At 57.2% G+C, this 17,595-nt stretch carries 13 protein-coding genes and 1 pseudogene; 3 read left to right on the forward strand and 11 right to left on the reverse strand.

The features are described 5' to 3' along the window. Nucleotides 1-313: 313 nt before the first annotated feature. The 9 genes from FXV83_RS41655 to FXV83_RS41695 all read right to left on the reverse strand — a co-directional run bounded on the left by FXV83_RS41655 (nucleotide 314) and on the right by FXV83_RS41695 (nucleotide 10,550). Nucleotides 314-535: a hypothetical protein gene (locus FXV83_RS41655; protein WP_148745799.1), complete on the reverse strand. Its 222-nt coding sequence runs from the start codon at nucleotides 533-535 to the stop codon at nucleotides 314-316. A gap of 209 nt (nucleotides 536-744) precedes the next feature. Then, entirely contained in the window at nucleotides 745-1,611 is an 867-nt protein-coding gene (locus FXV83_RS41660; protein WP_148745800.1) for a transporter substrate-binding domain-containing protein, read from the reverse strand. Nucleotides 1,612-1,656: 45 nt separating this feature from the next. Then, entirely contained in the window at nucleotides 1,657-2,421 is a 765-nt protein-coding gene (locus FXV83_RS41665) for an amino acid ABC transporter ATP-binding protein (protein ID WP_148745808.1), read from the reverse strand. Between the two features lie 13 nt (nucleotides 2,422-2,434). Continuing rightward, nucleotides 2,435-3,319 carry an amino acid ABC transporter permease gene (locus FXV83_RS41670; RefSeq protein ID WP_148745809.1) on the reverse strand — a complete coding sequence of 295 codons (885 nt, stop codon included), beginning with the start codon at nucleotides 3,317-3,319 and terminating at the stop codon, nucleotides 2,435-2,437. Between the two features lie 1,159 nt (nucleotides 3,320-4,478). Then, nucleotides 4,479-5,342, reverse strand: a complete 864-nt coding sequence (purU, locus tag FXV83_RS41675) for a formyltetrahydrofolate deformylase (protein WP_187436547.1) — start codon at nucleotides 5,340-5,342, stop codon at nucleotides 4,479-4,481. Nucleotides 5,343-5,420: 78 nt separating this feature from the next. Then, nucleotides 5,421-6,035, reverse strand: a complete 615-nt coding sequence (locus FXV83_RS41680) for a sarcosine oxidase subunit gamma (RefSeq protein WP_187436548.1) — start codon at nucleotides 6,033-6,035, stop codon at nucleotides 5,421-5,423. Further along, nucleotides 6,028-9,012: a sarcosine oxidase subunit alpha family protein gene (locus FXV83_RS41685; protein ID WP_148745802.1), complete on the reverse strand. Its 2,985-nt coding sequence runs from the start codon at nucleotides 9,010-9,012 to the stop codon at nucleotides 6,028-6,030. The genes FXV83_RS41680 and FXV83_RS41685 overlap by 8 nt, the downstream gene beginning before the upstream one ends. After that, nucleotides 9,009-9,284, reverse strand: a complete 276-nt coding sequence (locus FXV83_RS41690) for a sarcosine oxidase subunit delta (RefSeq protein ID WP_148745803.1) — start codon at nucleotides 9,282-9,284, stop codon at nucleotides 9,009-9,011. The genes FXV83_RS41685 and FXV83_RS41690 overlap by 4 nt, the downstream gene beginning before the upstream one ends. Before the next feature lie 15 nt (nucleotides 9,285-9,299). After that, on the reverse strand, nucleotides 9,300-10,550 hold the full coding sequence (locus FXV83_RS41695) for a sarcosine oxidase subunit beta family protein (protein WP_148745811.1): 1,251 nt from the start codon (nucleotides 10,548-10,550) through the stop codon (nucleotides 9,300-9,302). 792 nt (nucleotides 10,551-11,342) lie between these two features. Here FXV83_RS41695 and FXV83_RS41700 point away from each other — a divergent pair. From FXV83_RS41700 to FXV83_RS41710, 3 genes are all read left to right on the forward strand, one after another. Beyond that, on the forward strand, nucleotides 11,343-12,500 hold the full coding sequence (locus FXV83_RS41700) for a M24 family metallopeptidase (RefSeq protein WP_187436549.1): 1,158 nt from the start codon (nucleotides 11,343-11,345) through the stop codon (nucleotides 12,498-12,500). 528 nt (nucleotides 12,501-13,028) lie between these two features. Next, nucleotides 13,029-13,994 carry a bifunctional methylenetetrahydrofolate dehydrogenase/methenyltetrahydrofolate cyclohydrolase FolD gene (gene folD, locus FXV83_RS41705; protein ID WP_148745805.1) on the forward strand — a complete coding sequence of 322 codons (966 nt, stop codon included), beginning with the start codon at nucleotides 13,029-13,031 and terminating at the stop codon, nucleotides 13,992-13,994. A 332-nt stretch (nucleotides 13,995-14,326) separates the two neighbouring features. Beyond that, nucleotides 14,327-15,334, forward strand: a complete 1,008-nt coding sequence (locus FXV83_RS41710) for a D-2-hydroxyacid dehydrogenase (protein ID WP_148745806.1) — start codon at nucleotides 14,327-14,329, stop codon at nucleotides 15,332-15,334. Nucleotides 15,335-15,672: 338 nt separating this feature from the next. Here the strand turns inward: FXV83_RS41710 and FXV83_RS41715 are convergent. Both FXV83_RS41715 and FXV83_RS41720 read right to left on the reverse strand, forming a co-directional pair. Further along, nucleotides 15,673-16,041: pseudogene (locus tag FXV83_RS41715) on the reverse strand (transposase); the annotation flags it as partial. 359 nt (nucleotides 16,042-16,400) lie between these two features. Beyond that, nucleotides 16,401-17,258 (reverse strand): transporter substrate-binding domain-containing protein, encoded by an 858-nt coding sequence (locus FXV83_RS41720; RefSeq protein ID WP_148745807.1) that lies wholly within the window; start codon nucleotides 17,256-17,258, stop codon nucleotides 16,401-16,403. Nucleotides 17,259-17,595: the final 337 nt, after the last annotated feature.

The following is a 17,595-nucleotide window of genomic DNA, read 5'->3' on the forward strand; positions in this document are numbered from 1 at the left end:
GACCAGATCAGACCTTAGCGATGGTCCCTGCATGACGCTCACGAACAGCCGCTTCCAGACGTCCGCCTTCACCCAGTCACCAAAGCGCGTGTACATCCGCCTTCTAATCGTGGGATTTACAGCGCGCCCCGCTGGTACCCGCAGTTCAGCAGGCGACCGGCATTCCGGTCTTTGACTATACCTCGATGATCGAGTTCTTCGTCCGTGGGTTGATACGCAAACCGTTCACGGGACTTATCTAAAAGGAACCAGTTCGCGGCGCCGCGGCTCCGAGTTCAAGCTGCCAGCTTTGCACGTCCGCAGCTTGCTATCCCTATGCGTCGATGAAATGGACGATAACTTTCTGCCTGGCGGCGGACGTTTTGTTCCTAGGAAATCCTTCAAGACTGGCTCGTCTGGATGGCATTCCGTTGGCTGCGACCAGCGGATAGATCAGCAAGACAATACGCCTGGTGATCGACGAACGAATCGCAGGTTCGTAGCTTTCGCCATCTTGATCCACTTGCGAATGCAACACTGCGATCGCTCCAAACAACTCCCGCTCCGCCACCGCTTGGGCGTTTGTTCGCCGACGATGAGGACGCTCATGAGAAGCAAGCAACGGCCAACACGACACATGGTGGACGACGCATCTATTCATCTATTCAGTACTACGAAAGGAAGTCTGTCCAAGCCACCGCCTCGGCTCGAACGGAAGCGGTGGCCATCATCCCATCATCATTCTTCGTGAGCTAAGGAGTTCGCTTATTTCGGAAGGGTCGGACCCGCGTTGATAGACGATGTTGGTCCGATCGAGCTGTCATCTACAGGCAGCCCCCATTTTTGTAGCAGCTTGACATAAGTGCCATCGGCTATCAGCTCGTCCAGCGCCTTCTTAAGCGCTTCTCCAAGCTCCTTTTTCTCGTTCGAGAACGCCATGCCATACATGTTCTTGTTCAAGGGCTTTCCAAGCGTAATGTATGTGTTGCCCTCGAGCTGATTTGCATGTGCTATTGGACCTACGCCAGCAACAGCGGCGTCGACACGTCCCTGCTTCAACATCAATTCTTCTTCTGCTGAGCCCGTGGCGCCAACCTGAACCACGGCAGGTTTACCAGCCTTCGCACAAGTCTCCTCGCTCCATTTATTGACCAGGCCGGTCGTCATTGTGCTACTGCGCGTCGTGGCCACGCGTTTTCCGCACAAGGCGTCTGGGCTCTTAAATTGATCCGCCTTCGCCTTAAGCGTAAAAAAGAAGTAAGGTTCGTAAACGAAGTCAAGGAAACTAACGCCGTTCTCGCGCCTCTCGGGTGTATCCGTCATCGCCCCCGACGCGTAGATATCTACGCGCCCGGTTTTAAGGGGAGCAAAGCTAGTTAGCTCGGCGAAGCTGGAGCCACTCCAATTGACTTTCGCGCCCTTTTTTTTGGCCATAGCTTCGAAGAGGTCGATGGCGAATCCCACCAGCTCGCCCGATTTGGGATCCCTAAATTCCAACGGAGGGTAGTAAGTACTAATGTGGGCCGCATTGATGACTTTGTTCGCGTCTTGCGCGTGTACTGTTCCGATGACAAGGCTTGCTGCCAGAGGGAGTCCACTCAGCACGCAAAGACGGTTGATTTTCCTCGACATTTTGATCCCCCTTTCGTCATTCGAACGACGTCACTGCGCGCTCGGTCAACTCAGCACTGCCGAGATGAATTCTCGAGTGCGGGCATGCGTCGGGCTGCCCAGGATCTGCTCGGGAGGTCCACTTTCGACGACGAGGCCATGATCCATGAACAGGACGCGGTTTGCGACTTCGCGCGCGAAGCCGAGTTCGTGTGTAACGACGACCATGGTCATGCCAGAGCGCGCGAGATCGCGCATCACGGCGAGCACCTCGCCGACCAGTTCGGGATCCAGTGCAGAAGTGGGCTCATCAAACAGCATCAGCGCCGGCTTCATCGCGAGCGCGCGGGCGATTGCCACACGCTGTTGTTGTCCGCCTGAGAGCTCGATCGGGTATGCGTCACATTTCTGCGCGAGGCCGACGCGATCGAGCAGCTCACGACCCGCCGCTTCGGCTTGCCTGCGTTCGACCTTGAGCACCTGGGCCGGGCCCTCGATAACATTTTGTAGGGCCGTCTTATGCGGAAACAGGTTGAACCGCTGAAAGACCATGCCCGTCGCAAGTCGCTGCCGCGCGATCTCGCGCTCTGAGAGTTCGTATAGCTTTTGGCCTACGCGACGGTAGCCGACCAACTCCCCGTTGATCCACAAGGCTCCGCCATTGATGATCTCCAGCTGATTGATGCAGCGCAGGAACGTGCTCTTCCCCGATCCCGATGGCCCGATCAGGCACAGAACCTCGCCGCGGTTAATCTCCAGATCGATGCCCTTAAGCGCCTCGAACGAGCCATATGACTTGCGCACGTCAATGGCCTTAAGGATGGGATTCATCTCTTTGCCCCGGTTAGCGCGACTGAGAAGCACGTCCTGCCCCCCGGGCGAAATACCGCTCCAGCCGCCCCTGCAGGAAAGACAGCACCGTGACGACGATCAGGTACCAGAAGGCCGCGACAAAAAGCAGCTCAATGACCCTGTTGTTCACGTAGTAGATGCTCTCCGACGCATACATCACTTCGGAAAACTGGATGACGCTCGCCAGCGACGTCCACTTCACCATGCCGATAAATTCGTTTCCGATCGGCGGCAGGATGACCCGCATGGCTTGAGGCAGGATTATTCGGCGCAACGCCTGAAGACGGTGCATGCCAATTGCGCTGGCGGCTTCATATTGCCCGTCCTCGACCGACAGCAGACCGGCACGCACCACTTCCGATGTATATGCCCCCTGATTGATCCCCAGTCCGAGCAATGCCGCAAAAAATGGCGTCATCAGATCGACCGTGCGCCACTCGAACAAGCCTGGAATCCCAATAGTTGGAAACACCAGGGCAAGGTTGAACCACAAGAGCAGCTGCAGCAACGAAGGGACGCCGCGAAAGAGCCACACGTAAGCGAGCGCCGCCCAATTGATGATCGGACTGGCCGAAAACCGCATGATCGCAACGATTACGCCCAACACGATGCCGAGCAGCATTGCCAGCACGGCCAGCAAGACGGTGTTGCCGAGTCCAAACAGGACGGTCCGCGCCGTGAGGTATTGCCAGCTGACAGACCATTCGATCTGCCCATGAGCGAATGCCCGAATGATCCACAACGCCATCACGAGAACCACGGCAGCCGCGAAATAGCGGCCGATATGCTTGCGACGCACATGCTCGAATTGCGACAAATCGTCTGCGTGACCGCGCTGATCGGCTTTCACCAACTGCTCACCTACTTCGAGCAACATATTCTGCATGTCCCTCTTAGTCGCTCGACCTACCGGTCGCTCAACGATAAAGCGCTTCAACCTCGCTGTTGGCGCACTCGCGTGACGCGCTAACGACGGGATCACAGGACAGTGAACTTACAGCATGCATGCGCCGGATCTCCTCGTGATTCCGCCTTAAAGGGATGAAATACTGCGTGTAATGCCCAATTTGTGGAGTTCTTCTTTGCGTCAGATAGGTGAGCGCTTCTCAAAAACCGAATTCCGCACGACAGTGCAGCATCATCGCCTGCTCCCGGAGACGAACACCCTTTATGAGGCCGCTCAGGCCTTGCATAGACTTGACACGCGGATCCCGCTCAGCAGGTTAGCCGATCGACGGCCGTGTCAGAGTCAACGCGACCTGTAACGTGAAGAAGCCTTGACAAGCTCGTCTAATTCGCTTGCCAGCGTGATGCGCCCTCACGCCGGTCTCCCGGGCCATACTCGCGCCAGAACGCGGAGGATGGGCACTGGGCTTTGTTCAGAAACCTCCTCTCATCGAGCATGCCCACTCAATCGTTCCTGCGCAACCCTCCAATTAAGTAGCCTCCTACCACGAGCGGTGCTCAGATAGAACTCCGCAAGGTCTACCCGCAGGGATCCAGAATGCGCAGAAAGTCATGCGATGAGCGCTCTCCATTGGCTGCGGCTGACTTCCATCTTCCCCGACGTGAGATCGGTGAGGCTTGCGACGCCCTCTACGCGTGAGTGTTACGCGCGGGTGGACATCAGTCGTTGACCAGTAGGTCGCGCGACATGCTGCTCAGAGAGTTTGCGTCGTTATCGGCCACGGAGACGGTCTCGCTAATCTCCATAAGAAGATGGAAGACCATGTTGGGCTGAATCGAGTAGTGTGACGCAACGGCCTCAAGACCTTCACCGGCTCGAACTCGGTCTCCTGCTTTGAAAGGATTCTCGCTTGTCGGGTTATGGAAGAGTTGCGGTAACACCCCCTTGATTGCGCGAGCCAAGGCTCGGCATCTCAACTTAGGAACCAAACGCACCGATTGGCAGGAACTGGATCTCGTTGCCGCATCACCGCGAGATAGTATCACCGCTGCAGCTTGCAGACTTTCAGGTGCGACGAAGTGTTCATCGAGTCGCACCAACAGCTATGGTCCTCCGCAGCCGGTTCCCCTTAGCCCGTGAATACGACAGCTTTCCTGCCATTCAGTATCACCCGATCCTCAAGGTGATGGCGCACGGCACTAGCTAGCACACGGCGTTCGATGTCGCGGCCCTTGCGGACTAGATCGTCGGGCGTCTCGCGATGCGTAATCCGTTCGACATCTTGCTCAATAATTGGCCCTTCGTCGAGATCGGAGGTCACGTAATGCGCTGTCGCGCCGATCAACTTGACGCCGCGCTCGTGGGCCTGATGATAGGGCTTGGCGCCCTTAAAACCTGGCAGGAACGAGTGATGTATATTAATGCAGCGCCCCGACAGCTTCGCCGAAAAACCGTCCGATAGTATCTGCATGTAGCGCGCGAGTACAACAAGGTCAGTATTGGTCTGCTGAACGAGTTCCCAAATTCGAGCTTCCTGCTCCATCTTCGTCTGCTTAGTGATTGGCAAATGATAGAATGGCAGATCGCCAAGATCGGAAGAAGCCAAATGCTCGCGGCCGTGATTGCAAACGATCGCGGTCACCTCCATCGGTAACTCGCCAATTCGCCATCGGTAGAGCAAATCTGCTAGGCAATGGTCGAACTTAGAAACCAGCAGCATTACGCGCTTTCTTGCGGAACTCTGCCGTAGAGTGAACGTCATGTCGAGGCGCTTAGCAAGATCCTCTATTAACGCGGCAACTTCCGCCTCTGATTTCGATTGCTCGAGGCGGCAGAACGCCACGCGCATGAAGAACCGATCAGTTTCGGTATCATCGAACTGCTGAGCGTCCAGAATGTTGCAACCAGTTTCGAACAGAATACTTGAGACGGCCGAGACGATGCCAGGACGATCGGGGCACGACAAAGAGAGAATCATTGAACGATCGGACATGTCATTCGCCGCCCGTGGCGGCCTCTCGTAAATTAGGTTGAAGGAAGATGGAGTAAGAGGGATCGCGACGCATGAGGGTCAATCGCGATCAATCCGGCAATTGAACTCCGCTGCCGAAGCGGCAAACCACGACCAAAAGCTGCCGGCCATGCTGCGCGGGACCAGGATCTCAAATATTGGACCGTCCGGTCCATCGTCCGTGCGCCAAAACTGCACATGGACGTGCGCAAAGCTCGTCAGTGCGGTTGCGCCTACGGGAAAAACGGATGAATGTAGATCGACCATCGCCCCCTTCGCGAGAACCTCCCGCACTCGAGGACCGGATACTGTTAGTGCCGCGCGGGCGTGGCTCTGGTCGCTGACAGCAGCATGATCCGAAAATGACTGCAGGAGGTCAACGAAGCCGGCTTGTTGGCGTGCAAAGAGCAGCCAGTGATTCGCACCTGCCCAGGCCACACCATGCGTGCTCGACAGCGAAACGAAGGCTTTCTTGGGTAGGTCGAGACCGATCATCCGTTTGGTGGCACTCGCCAAGTCGGGTGAGCCGGGTGGTACGATCAAGGTCGCAAAGCCCATATCGTCCAAGGTCAATGCGGTGACACCAGGCTTGCCATCCACACCAATCTGACCAGCCTCGACAATACCGGCCCACGCGCTGCGCGGGCGCCAAATGGACTTAGCTTGTTCAGCCATGGAGACGGGTACCTTCAGGATCGAAAAAGATGGGTGAGCAAACCTCGACCTCAACCTCGCCATTGCGGACTGGGTCAACTGCCTGGATGCGCTCGCCAATGCGGGTTGGCCCATTCTTCAAGAAACCAAGACCGATCCAGTGCTTCAGATTGGGCGAATAGGCCACGGAGGTCATGTAGCCCTCGTCATTTTCTGTCTTAGCCGCACGACCTATGCCGATGAAATGTGCGCCGGCCCACAGACGATTGTTCGTATCGACTGGCCGGAAACCCACAAGACTCGGCCGATCGGCTTGTACGAGGGCTTCCCGCTTTGCCATAAGGCGGCCGATGAAGTCTTTCTTAGACGACATCATCCTACCGAGTCCAAGGTCACGGGCTGTGGTTTGACCATTCGATTCGGTGCCGATGGCATGACCTTTCTCGATGCGCATCACGTTAAGCCCATCCAAACCATACGGTGTGATGCCGTACGGCTCTCCCGCCGCCATTAAGGCGTGCATCATCGCATCGCCATAGCCGGCCGGAACCGCGAGCTCATAGGCCAACTCGCCCGAAAACGAAATCCGGAACAGCCGTGCGGGGATTCCTCCACCCACGGTGATTTCGCCTGCGGCAAGATATGGGAACGCCTCGTTGGAAATGTCGTGCTTAGCATCAACCACACGGCGCAGGACTTCGCGCGATCTTGGACCCGCGACCGCTGCCTGCGCCCATTGTTCCGAGACAGAGACCATCCGCAAGTCAAGCTCCGGCCAAAGCACCTGATGGCAGAACTCGAGATGCTGCATCACCTTGGCTGCATTGATTGTCGTGGTGGTCATCAGAAAGTGATTTTCACCGAGGCGCGAAGTGGTACCGTCATCCATAACGAAGCCGTCCTCGCGCAGCATCACTCCGTACCGAGCCTTGCCGATCGGGAGCGTCTTCCAGCCATTGATGTACACGCGTTCCAAGAATTCGGCTGCGTCGCTGCCCTGAATGTCGATTTTGCCAAGGGTCGAGACATCGCAAAGGCCGACACCGCTGCGGGTGGCAAGCACCTCGCGGTTGATCGTGGCCAGCCAATCCTGCTCGCCGGGTTTGGGATAATATTGCGCGCGCAGCCATTGGCCGGTCTCGACAAAAACGGCGCCCTGCTCGCGTGACCAATCATGGGTGGGCGCCAGGCGCACCGGCCGGAAGTCCTTGCCTCGATGATGCCCCGCGAGCGCACCAATAGCTACCGGCGTGTAAGGCGGTCGGAAGGTGGTCGTGCCGGTCTCGCAGATCGCTTTGCCCACTTGCTCGGCCATTATGGCAAGACCGGCGAGATTTGATGTCTTCCCTTGGTCGGTCGCCATGCCGAGTGTTGTGTAGCGCTTGAGGTGTTCGATCGAGCGGAAGCCTTCCCTCGCCGCGAGCTCAACGTCCTTATCCGTTACGTCGTTCTGCAAATCGACGAAGGCTTTGCCTCTGTTACCTCGCACGCGCCAGACGGGGGCCAGGCCGTCCGTCTCCGCATCGGTAGCGGGGACGGGATCGGCTGCGGCCGCAGCGAAACCGACCTCGACCGCCGCCTCGCGGCCGAGCCGTGCGCCGTCTCGTAGTGCCTCGGCGAGCGTGAAGCGGCCAGCGGCGCTGCCGGCGACCGCGAGACCTGGTGGTAGCCGGCCCGGCACGAAGGATTGGATCGTCTCCTCCCAAACTGGCTTGCCGTTCTGGTGCGACGTGAGGTGAAGCGTCGGGTTCCAACCGTTTGAAACCGCGAGTAAATCGCAGGCCAGTCTCGCGCGTTTGCCGGAAGCGTCACGGACGGTGACGCTGCGTAAGGCCTGGCCGCCATGAGTCGCTTCGACGACACTGCCTGCGAACAGGCGTGCACCGACACGCAAGGCCATCGTCTTGGACTCGGGATTGATCTCGCTGCGCGCATCGACGATCGCGGCAACATGGGCGCCGGCCTCCGTGAGATCGCGCACAGTTGCCCAGCCCCCGTCACCCGCAGTAAAAACAACGGCTTCGCGGCCAGGCAAAACTCCGAAACGATTGACGTATGCGCGTACGGCGCCGCTCAGCATAACGCCCGGCCGGTCATTGCCCGGGAAGACGATCGGGCGTTCGAGCGCGCCGGCGGCGAGGATTGCCCGCTTCGCATAAATTCGCCAGCCACGCTGCCGCGGTTGATGCGCTGGCGGCACGGCGACGTGGTCATTAACGCGTTCGACGGCGCCATAGATACCATGGTCATAGAGGCCGAACACGCTGGTGCGCGGCATGATGCGTACTTCGGAAAGGCTCGCGAGCTCGGCCAATATTGCGGCGAGCCAATCGGCAGCCGGGCGTCCATCGATCTGGCGTCTTTCGGCGAGTAGACGCCCACCGAGCCGAAAATCCTCATCGCAGATTATAACACGCGCGCCACTGCGGCCCGCCGCTACGGCAGCGGACAGGCCCGCGGGGCCGGCACCAATCACCAGAACGTCGCAGAATACAAATGCCTTATCGTAGTGGTCGGGGTCCTCGACCGCGGCGGCGCGCCCCAATCCAGCGGCGCGGCGGATCAGCGGCTCGTAGAGCTTCTCCCAAAACCTTGCCGGCCACATGAAGGTTTTGTAGTAGAAGCCAGCAACCAACGCGGGCGCAGCGAGGCGATTTAATGATAGGACATCAAACCCGAGCGATGGCCAGCGGTTCTGGCTAGTCGCCTCAAGATTCTGGAATAGTTCGACCACTGTCGCACGCGTGTTAGGCTCACGGCGCGCGCCGGTGCGCAGCTCGACCAAGGCATTCGGTTCCTCAGGGCCTGCCGACAAAAGACCGCGGGGACGATGATACTTGAAAGATCGGCCGAAGAGGCGCACGCCATTGGCGAGCAGCGCGGAAGCCAGGGTGTCGCCGGCGAACCCATCATAGTTCTTGCCATCGAAGCGGAAACAGAGAGCCTGGGTACGGTCGATTAGGCCGCCGCTGTTGAGACGGTGTAGCTGCTTCCTCATGCTGCCGCTCCCGCCTTTCGGCTCTTGGCGAGCCCCACATACTCTATCGCGTGGGTCAACGTATCACGGCGCACGACAAGCCAAGCACGGCAGCCGACGCCGTGATACCATAGCTCTTCAAGAAGACCGCGCGGATTGTCGCGCAGATAAACGTACTCGAACATCGCAGCTTCCGTTGCAGCCAGCCCGTCGGGACGCTGCGGCGCTGCATCGCCCAGATAAACGAATTCCTGAACGTCGCGTAGCCCACAATGAGGACAAGCAATGCGCATTTTACTGAGGACCTATTATTGCAGGCTCGGATGAGCGCCCACGCCTCTTTCGTCGAGCAGACGGCCGGTGGCAAAGCGGTCGAGCCGGTATGCAGCTGCAACAGGATGCGGCTCGTCCTTGGCGATCAAATGGGCGAAGCAGAAGCCTGAGGCCGGCGTCGCTTTGAAGCCGCCATAGCACCAGCCCGCGTTGACGTAGAGCCCTTGAACCGGCGCATGATCAATGATCGGCGAGCCGTCCATCGACATATCCATAATGCCGCCCCAGTGACGCAGCAGTCTCACTCGGCCCAAGGCGGGCCACAAGGCCATTGCCGCTTCCATTACATCTTCGATAATGGGGAGATTCCCGCGCTGGGCGTAAGAATTGTAGCCATCGATATTGCCGCCAAAGACGAGACCACCCTTGTCTGACTGGCTGACATAGAAGTGCCCTGCACCGAAGGTAAGCACGCAATCGATGAGAGGCTTGAGTCCCTCAGAGACAAATGCCTGAAGGACATGACTCTCAATCGGTAGACGCATCCCTGCCATAGCCGCAGTACGCGAAGAGTTACCCGCGACGGCGAGCGCGACCTTTTTTGCCTTGATCTGCCCACGCGTAGTCTCGACCCCTGTGACGCGGCCATCCGTTACAGCAATACCGGTCACCTCGCAGTTCTGCACGATGTCGACCCCGCGGCTATCGGCCGCCCGTGCGTAGCCCCACGCAACTGCATCGTGGCGAGCGGTGCCGCCGCGCCTCTGGAGCAGGCCACCTCGAATGGGAAAGCGCCCGGTCTTATAGTCGAGGAAGGGCAACATTGTGCGCACCTGCTCGAGATTCATAAGCTCGGCATCGACGCCAGCAAGCCGCATTGCGTTCGCACGCCGCGCGAAGGCATCACCCTGGGAATCAGAATGGAAGAGGTTTAGCACCCCACGCTGGCTGACCATCGCGTTGTAATTCAGCTCTTGCTCTAGCCCCTCCCAAAGCTTCATCGACAATTCGTAGAAGGGGGTGTTTCCGGGTAGCAGATAGTTAGATCGAATAATCGTCGTGTTGCGGCCCACATTGCCGGAGCCGATATAGCCCTTCTCGATCACGGCTACATTGTTGATGCCGTGGCGACTAGCAAGATAATGGGCAGTTGCAAGACCATGCCCCCCGCCTCCGATGATCAGGACATCGTATGTGGATTTGGGCGAGGCCTCACGCCAAGCCGGTCGCCAGCCGGTATGGCCCCTTAAGGCTTGAGAAATTAGGGTGAAGCCGGAATAGCGCATTGGATAATCAACAATATTGAACCACACCGCCGTCTGAGTTCGAATCAGCCTAACCGGCATACGGGAAAGTACGCGGGACTCCTGAAGCAGCGCCCGGCGCGTGCCGTGCCGCCCTTGGCAACCCGGCGAAGGAAAACTTTCGGCCCGCAGGATTGCGGCGATCTCGTTTTGACGCCCATTCGATCTTCACGACGACCTCGACCATGCACTCATCTCGCTAACATTCGGACAGCGCGCCCGCCGGACAGCCTCTCAGCACATAGTTTTGCCCCCCTGTGATTTAGGCACGATCTCTCGCGCATGATTTTTTCACTGACCGTGTTCCCGCTTAGAGGCGGACGTCGTTCACCGCCGCCGCTCGGCCCTACGATCTCATAGAGCCCCGCTCGTCACCACGACGCACGCACAAGCCATTGCGCGGCAGCTGCCAAGAATACCCGCTCAAACAGCATGTTTTCCACGATATATACCGAAATGCCGCGGAAATCCTGCGCAATCCCGCGGAACATGACCGAAAATCCGTTTCCGTGGATTGCACCCTACTCGTACTGTGACGATAATCCGTATGCTGATCGGCACTAGAAACTTCTGATGGTCGGCCAAGCACAGAGCCAGCGCCCCATTCATTTTCGCAAGTAGGTATGACCAGGGTACAGACTGCGGGAAAGCTTCGCATTCTCCTGGCTGATCGCAGGATTTTGCCCTCTTGCCTGCCGATTTAGACAAAGTCGGCTTAAACAGAGTCTTATGTTGGTGACTTCGACGATCACGCCCACACAGGAGAAGGTAGCTATGCCCGCATTTGGTCAACAAGAATATCGCGAACGCACGGCTCGGCTGCGGCAGAGCATGACCAAAGCAGGTATGGATGCACTCCTAGTGCTGAACGAATCGAATATGAACTATCTCACTGGCTATGAGGGCTTTTCGGACTATGTTCCGCAACTCGCTCTCGTACGCCAGGATGAGGAAGATCCTTGGCTGATCTTGCGCGAAATGGACATCGCATGCGCAACGGCCAGCTCGTACCTGTCGCAATCACGTGTCCTCAGTTATCCCGAGACGTACATCGGGTCGAGCCAACGGACGGCGTGGCAACCGATCAGCGAAATGATCCGCGAGCACATCAAATCAAACCGGATCGGAATCGAACTAACCGCCAGGCTATTTGGGGTGAAGGCTCATGCGGCCTTGAGCAACAACCTGGACTTGTCGAAGTCTATCGATGCCGATGGCATGATCGCCGCACTTAAGGCAGTAAAATCGCCAGCCGAGCTTGCCTATATGGAGCAGGCCGGAAAGATCGCGGATAAGGCCATGCAGGCTGGCCGACTTGCAATCGCCGTTGGTGCCCGCGAATGCGACGTCGCTGCTGCCGTTAACCATGCGTTATCCGCGGGCACCCCCGAATATCCGGGCGGAGCTAACCGATTTCCTCTCACGATGCCGGTTGGCTCTCCCGCCAATGCGCCGCATATCAAATGGTCCGATGGAAGTTATAAATTAGATTGTCAGACCAATTTCGAGCTCGGTGCCTTCCGTCACCGTTATTGCTGCGGGTTGTCACGAACGGTCTTTTTGGGCGAGCCATCTGCCCGGTCGCGGCATGTGCACCAGGCCTGCCTCGACGGCTTCCTCGCCGCATTCGATGCGATCCAGCCCGGAGCAACATGCGGCGATGTTGAGCGAGCCTTCCGAGCTGTCTTCCATCCCCGCGGCGTGCGTAAAGAATCCAGAATTGGCTACTCTATCGGCATCGACTGGACCGATGGCGGACCAAGCTTTCAGGAGGGAGACGAAACCATCATTCAGCCCAACATGACTTTTCACCTTCTTATCGGCATTTGGGAGAAGGATGATGGTTACATCTTCAGCGAGACTGTCCGCGTGACCGAGACGGGCGCGAAGTCGCTGAGCAGCATGTCGCGCGACCTACTCGTCAATCACTGACGTTTCGGATATCGGACGCCGGCAGAGTGCCAACCTACTCCGCGGGCGTCCAGCCCTCTTGTGACGTGATCAGCTGGTCAGCTCTACGACAGATTGCGGTCTGGGCCCGAACCTTTCCGCCTCAAGCGGGAAGCACGCACTTTTAGCGAGACATATACAGCTTTGCGAACGAAGCCCTAGACCCCAGGCGTCTTGAACAATTGCGGTCGTGGATGGCAAGGAGAAGTGATCGGTCGACGCTTTGGCTTTCACCGTGCCGATGCCTGCGTTCTGGGACGAAAGATTGTTGAATTACTGCGCACTTTGAGATTTTGCGTCGGCAATTATTCCGCTTCCCCGATTAGAAGAGCATCCTCAAAGATTGACTAGCAATGACGAAACAGTTGTGCGCGGGCACTTGAAGGACACTGCTCTGCGTCTAATCGAAGTGTGCGAAGTACTTCGCCTGGGCCATGCGAAAATACACACCGAGGCGGCCTATTTTGCGTCGGTCGCCTAAGACGCGCACGTCTTTCAGGATAAAGACTCATGAATGCAATTGCCGTTGATGGAAAGACGATCGCCGAGAAGCTCAGAGGTCGCATCATGAATGACGTGGCGCACCTCCAAGTCGAACATAATTTTACCCCCGGCTTGGCTGTGGTTCTCGTTGGCAAGGATCCTGCCAGTTCGGTTTATGTCAGGACTAAAGCCAGGCAGGCGCGAGCCGTAGGGTTTAAGTCTCAGCAATTCCTCCTACCGAGCAATGTCGATGAAGCTGAACTGCTGAAGCTGATTAAGACACTTAATACTGACGATTCCGTTGACGGTATCCTTGTTCAACTTCCGTTGCCCGGGCACATCGATCGCTGGCGCGTGCTGGAGGCTATCGATCCGGCCAAGGATGTGGACGGCTTTCATCCCTATAACATCGGACGATTGGCGGCAGGTCAACCGTGTCTCGCGCCGTGCACTCCACTGGGAGTCGTTCATTTGATCAAGAGCGTCGCGCGCGATTTGAGCGGCCTCGACGTTGTCATAATTGGTCGCTCGAACATCGTCGGGAAGCCTCTGGCGGTCTTGCTTGGCGATGCCGGATGCACCGTGACAGGTGCACAGCTTCAGACTCGAAATCTTCCGGACATCTGCCGAAAGGCAGATATTATCGTCGCCGCCGCCGGCTGCGCAGGCCTCGTGCGGGGCGATTGGATCAAGCTTGGCGCAATCGTTATCGATGTTGGCATCAATCGCGTATTTGATTCAACCGGCACTGAAAAACTCGTCGGAGACGTTGCTTTTGATGAAGTAAGGAGGCGCGCGAGCTATATAACGCCAGTCCCGGGCGGCGTTGGCCCCATGACCGTCGCCTACTTGCTCGCGAATACTTTCAAAGCAGCAGTATCGCGCCGAGGACTGTCTTCAGTGACGCGTCATGATGTTCGCCACATTGAGTCCCTGTCTGGGGCATCTACTGATAATGTGAGCGTGCAGTTCGCGTTGGATCGGGCCAGTTAGTCGCCGGCGAAAACTGCTCACACGAGTAGCTCTGCTACCCGCTCAGCCAATAGTCTAGCACTGGCTCGCTTAGTAAACAAACCAGACGCACTTCATCCGCGCGATGTTGCTGTGGTCCGCAACCTGCGCGCTGCCATCCAGTACCGGACCTCACCTTGCGGCGCCCTCGCTCATCCTGAGAGACCCGGTTGGCGTATTTGGAAGAGAGTTCATCTCGCATGTTTTCAGCAAACGATCGGTACATTGTGCCGAGATTCCGCGTTGATAGTCTTTATAATCAAAATGGACGGAGCGTTCGGTCCTGTGAGTAGCGAGATAGTGGGAGACATCATTTGGCTGAACGAGGCGAACGAAATCGCTACCGTCTCATCGACGTTTATCGCGCCGACGGCTCGCGGCTTCGACTGCTGATCCACCATCCCAAATGCCGCGAGCATGTTGAAGTGATCAGAAGACATTTGCGAGTGGAAGATGTGACCGGTTACCAATTGCACGATGAGACTTTGTCCGATGTAGACGTCCTGTTCGCTTTCCAATGCCCCGACGAGGTCCTCGCACGCTTGACCTCTCTCAAATGGATTCAGAGTACCGGGACAGGGATAGACGCGTTTCTCGGACATTGCCGCAAGAATCCTGGAATCATGGTTACTGCTGCGAAAGGTTTCGCTGCCGAAACAGCTGCCAGCGTCGTACTGATGGCGACACTCGCTTTCCATTGGAATCTTCTCGGGAGATTGCGAGATCAGCAAAAGCACCATTGGGAGCCACACACAAACTACACTTTGGAACCATTGATTTCGACCCGCACGATGGGAGTTGTTGGCCTCGGGCAGATCGGGATGACGATCGCAGGCCATGCGAAGCAGCTCGGCATGCGTGTTGTCGGCACAAAGCGACAGGCAACGCAGATCGCGAACGTCGACGTCGTTTATCCGCCTGAAGAACTGAACCGGCTGCTCGGCGAATCGGATTTCGTGGCTCTGGTGGTTCCACTGGTCGCAACTACACGGTTGCTGTTTGGTGCGGCCCAATTCAATGCAATGAAACGGACCGCGGTACTCATCAACGTGGCCCGAGGAGAGGTTGTTGACGAGACGGCACTTCTCTCAGCTCTACGGGAGGGCACGATCGCTGGTGCCGCCCTCGACGTTTTTTCCGTAGAACCCCTTCCGCCAGATAGCCCGTTTTGGAGCGCACCAAACACGCTCATTACACCGCATATCGGTGGAAATCGAATAGATACATATGACGCGAGCGCAACTTTGTTAGCCAACAACCTGAAGGTCTATCCCGATCAACGCCAAATGCGTGGCCTGTGTGATATCGGCCTCGGGTACTGATCGATTCGATGCTTCAATTGAGCCTGGCCGCCAGGATGCTACGATGAAGTCTCTGGGCAGCCTAACCCAATAACTAGCACTTTGACGAAGCTGCTGTCGTGCTAGCAGGTCGGCGTTTAAGGATGTCTTTGCGAAAAGCAGTCTGCGGCGCACGCCGGTTAGATGCGGATGAGGGATCATCGCGATGACATCCATGAAACGAGCCTTGTTCCGTGAGTGTCCGGTACCCAGCAACGGGCGCTGCATCGATTGATCCTTTTGTTCGATGATCATGGTTGGCTGCTGAGCTGGCAGCCATGGCCCGTGGCTAGCACCCTGACAATCGGCACAGTCGTCCGTTAAGAACCCGATTTCAGCGGTGAGCGGTCGCTCGTGGCTGCAATGAGGGTGGTCAGGATCAGGCACCAAAAAGCTCTCAGCCAGGCCAGGATGCGGCGGAAGTTGTGGGCGACGGCTGAGAGGATGACGTTGGCCGCATCGCCGGCGCGGCCTTTGAGGTAGCAGCGGCCGAGGTGACCATCGGCCTTCAGGTGTCCGATGATGGGTTCGATGGCGGAGCGGCGGCGCAGCTCGCGCTTGATGACATTGTAGACGCCGCGCTTCTGGCCGGAGATGAAGATTTGTCGGGGATTTTGTGCGTCGTGGCCGCGGTATCCCTTGTCGACATAGGCCCGCTCGATCGCGCAGCCGGTGAGTGTCTCTTGCCGGCGAGCTGAACCAGCTCGTGCTTCATATTGATGATTTGGTCGAGCCTGGCCCGGAACAGATCGCCCGATCCCGTCGTCCTGTGCTTCTCGCCCCCTCCGATGCGACCACGGAATCATGACTGGCGATTCGACGGAAGCCTGAAAATGAAATTGCAAGGTTCCGATCCCCCGAAGCATCAAAACCCTGCAATCGCAAAAAAGCCGGTCTGCCAGATTACGATTCCACATCAGTCACTTGGTCCCTCTTAACGGACGACGGCAAATTCATGCCAGGATGGCGACTCGACGCTGCTTGCGAGAGCGAGTGCACTTGCCAAACAGCTGCTGCAAGGCAGCAACGCAGCGGCTCGAGCGGTTGTTTATTTTGAAGTGCTCCAGCCGGCGTTGATTAGCGACGTCTGTCCGATCGAGCTTTCGTCGGGAAGCCCCCACTTTTGAAGCAGCTTGGAATAGGTGCCATCGGCTATCAAGTCATCAAGCGCCTTCTTAAGCATCTCTGTGAATTCCTTTCTCTCATTCAAGACAGCCATTCCATACATGTTCTTGTTGAGGGGTTTTCCAATAGGAACGTAGATATTGCCCTCGACGCTGTTTAAGTACGAAAGTGAACCAGCGCCGTTGAGGGAAGCTTCCGCACGCCCCTGCTTCAACATCAAGAGACTGGTCGCGGAGCTGTCGCTGCCCAGAATTTCAACGTCAGGCTTACCTGCTTTGGCGCAATTCTCGTCGCTCCAATGCTTGACCAAACCTGTCGCCGTACCGGTGCGGTTAACGACTACGGGTTTTCCGCACAATGCATCAACGTCCTTGAACTGGTCTGCTTTCGCGCGAAGTGTGAACAGCACAAAGGGTTCGTACACGAAGTCAATAAAGCTCACCCCATTGGCCCGCCTTTCCGGTGTGTCAGTCATGGCTGCACCGGCGTAGACGTCCACGCGTCCGGTCTTAAGTGGAGCAAAACTAAGCAGGTCGGCGAAGCTATACTCGCTCCACTTCACGGTCGCGCCGATTTTTTGCGCCATGGCTTCCAATATGTCCCGATCGAATCCCATTAACTCCCCAGTTTTGGGATCCTTGAAAGTATAGGGCGCATAATACGTAATATCGCCGGCGTTAATGACCTTTTTTAAGTCCTGCGCGTAGGCAGGGCCGGCGGCGACGCTGGCAACGGCAGCTAGTCCGCACATCAAACGGCGAAAGTTGAATTTCAGCGACATATAAGCTCCCCTTTTGTCATCTAAAGAGATCTTGCACCTCTGATGGATACTACACGACAACTGTGAATGTCGGGAAGTGCACCTGCCAGCTCACTCCCGGATCCCGTCCCCACAAAAATTGCCGTCATCTTATCTCACCGCGTAGTCGAACTCCTTCCATTTTAGCTGATCTGTAGTGCAACTCCTGCGTCGATGGCTGTTGATCGCCCTTCCGTATTGAGCTGACCCTGCAGGTCATGTGATCGGGTCCTTGTCCGTTCAGTTCGGTGAGACTAGAGCATTTTCCGATCAGTTTGGCTCATATCCTGCGGCGTTGACGGTAACCGGTATGAGCTCC

This window comes from Bradyrhizobium hipponense, from assembly GCF_008123965.1.
In the GTDB taxonomy this organism is placed as follows: domain Bacteria; phylum Pseudomonadota; class Alphaproteobacteria; order Rhizobiales; family Xanthobacteraceae; genus Bradyrhizobium; species Bradyrhizobium hipponense.

Bases quoted from the DNA above. Each gene is read 5' to 3' on its own strand.
- FXV83_RS41660 (WP_148745800.1), bottom strand. From the start codon at position 1,611: ATGTCGAGGAAAATCAACCGTCTTTGCGTGCTGAGTGGACTCCCTCTG.
- FXV83_RS41665 (WP_148745808.1), bottom strand. From the start codon at position 2,421: ATGAATCCCATCCTTAAGGCCATTGACGTGCGCAAGTCATATGGCTCG.
- FXV83_RS41670 (WP_148745809.1), bottom strand. From the start codon at position 3,319: ATGTTGCTCGAAGTAGGTGAGCAGTTGGTGAAAGCCGATCAGCGCGGT.
- purU (WP_187436547.1), bottom strand. From the start codon at position 5,342: ATGTCCGATCGTTCAATGATTCTCTCTTTGTCGTGCCCCGATCGTCCT.
- FXV83_RS41680 (WP_187436548.1), bottom strand. From the start codon at position 6,035: ATGGCTGAACAAGCTAAGTCCATTTGGCGCCCGCGCAGCGCGTGGGCC.
- FXV83_RS41685 (WP_148745802.1), bottom strand. From the start codon at position 9,012: ATGAGGAAGCAGCTACACCGTCTCAACAGCGGCGGCCTAATCGACCGT.
- FXV83_RS41690 (WP_148745803.1), bottom strand. From the start codon at position 9,284: ATGCGCATTGCTTGTCCTCATTGTGGGCTACGCGACGTTCAGGAATTC.
- FXV83_RS41695 (WP_148745811.1), bottom strand. From the start codon at position 10,550: ATGCGCTATTCCGGCTTCACCCTAATTTCTCAAGCCTTAAGGGGCCAT.
- FXV83_RS41700 (WP_187436549.1), top strand. From the start codon at position 11,343: ATGCCCGCATTTGGTCAACAAGAATATCGCGAACGCACGGCTCGGCTG.
- folD (WP_148745805.1), top strand. From the start codon at position 13,029: ATGAATGCAATTGCCGTTGATGGAAAGACGATCGCCGAGAAGCTCAGA.
- FXV83_RS41720 (WP_148745807.1), bottom strand. From the start codon at position 17,258: ATGTCGCTGAAATTCAACTTTCGCCGTTTGATGTGCGGACTAGCTGCC.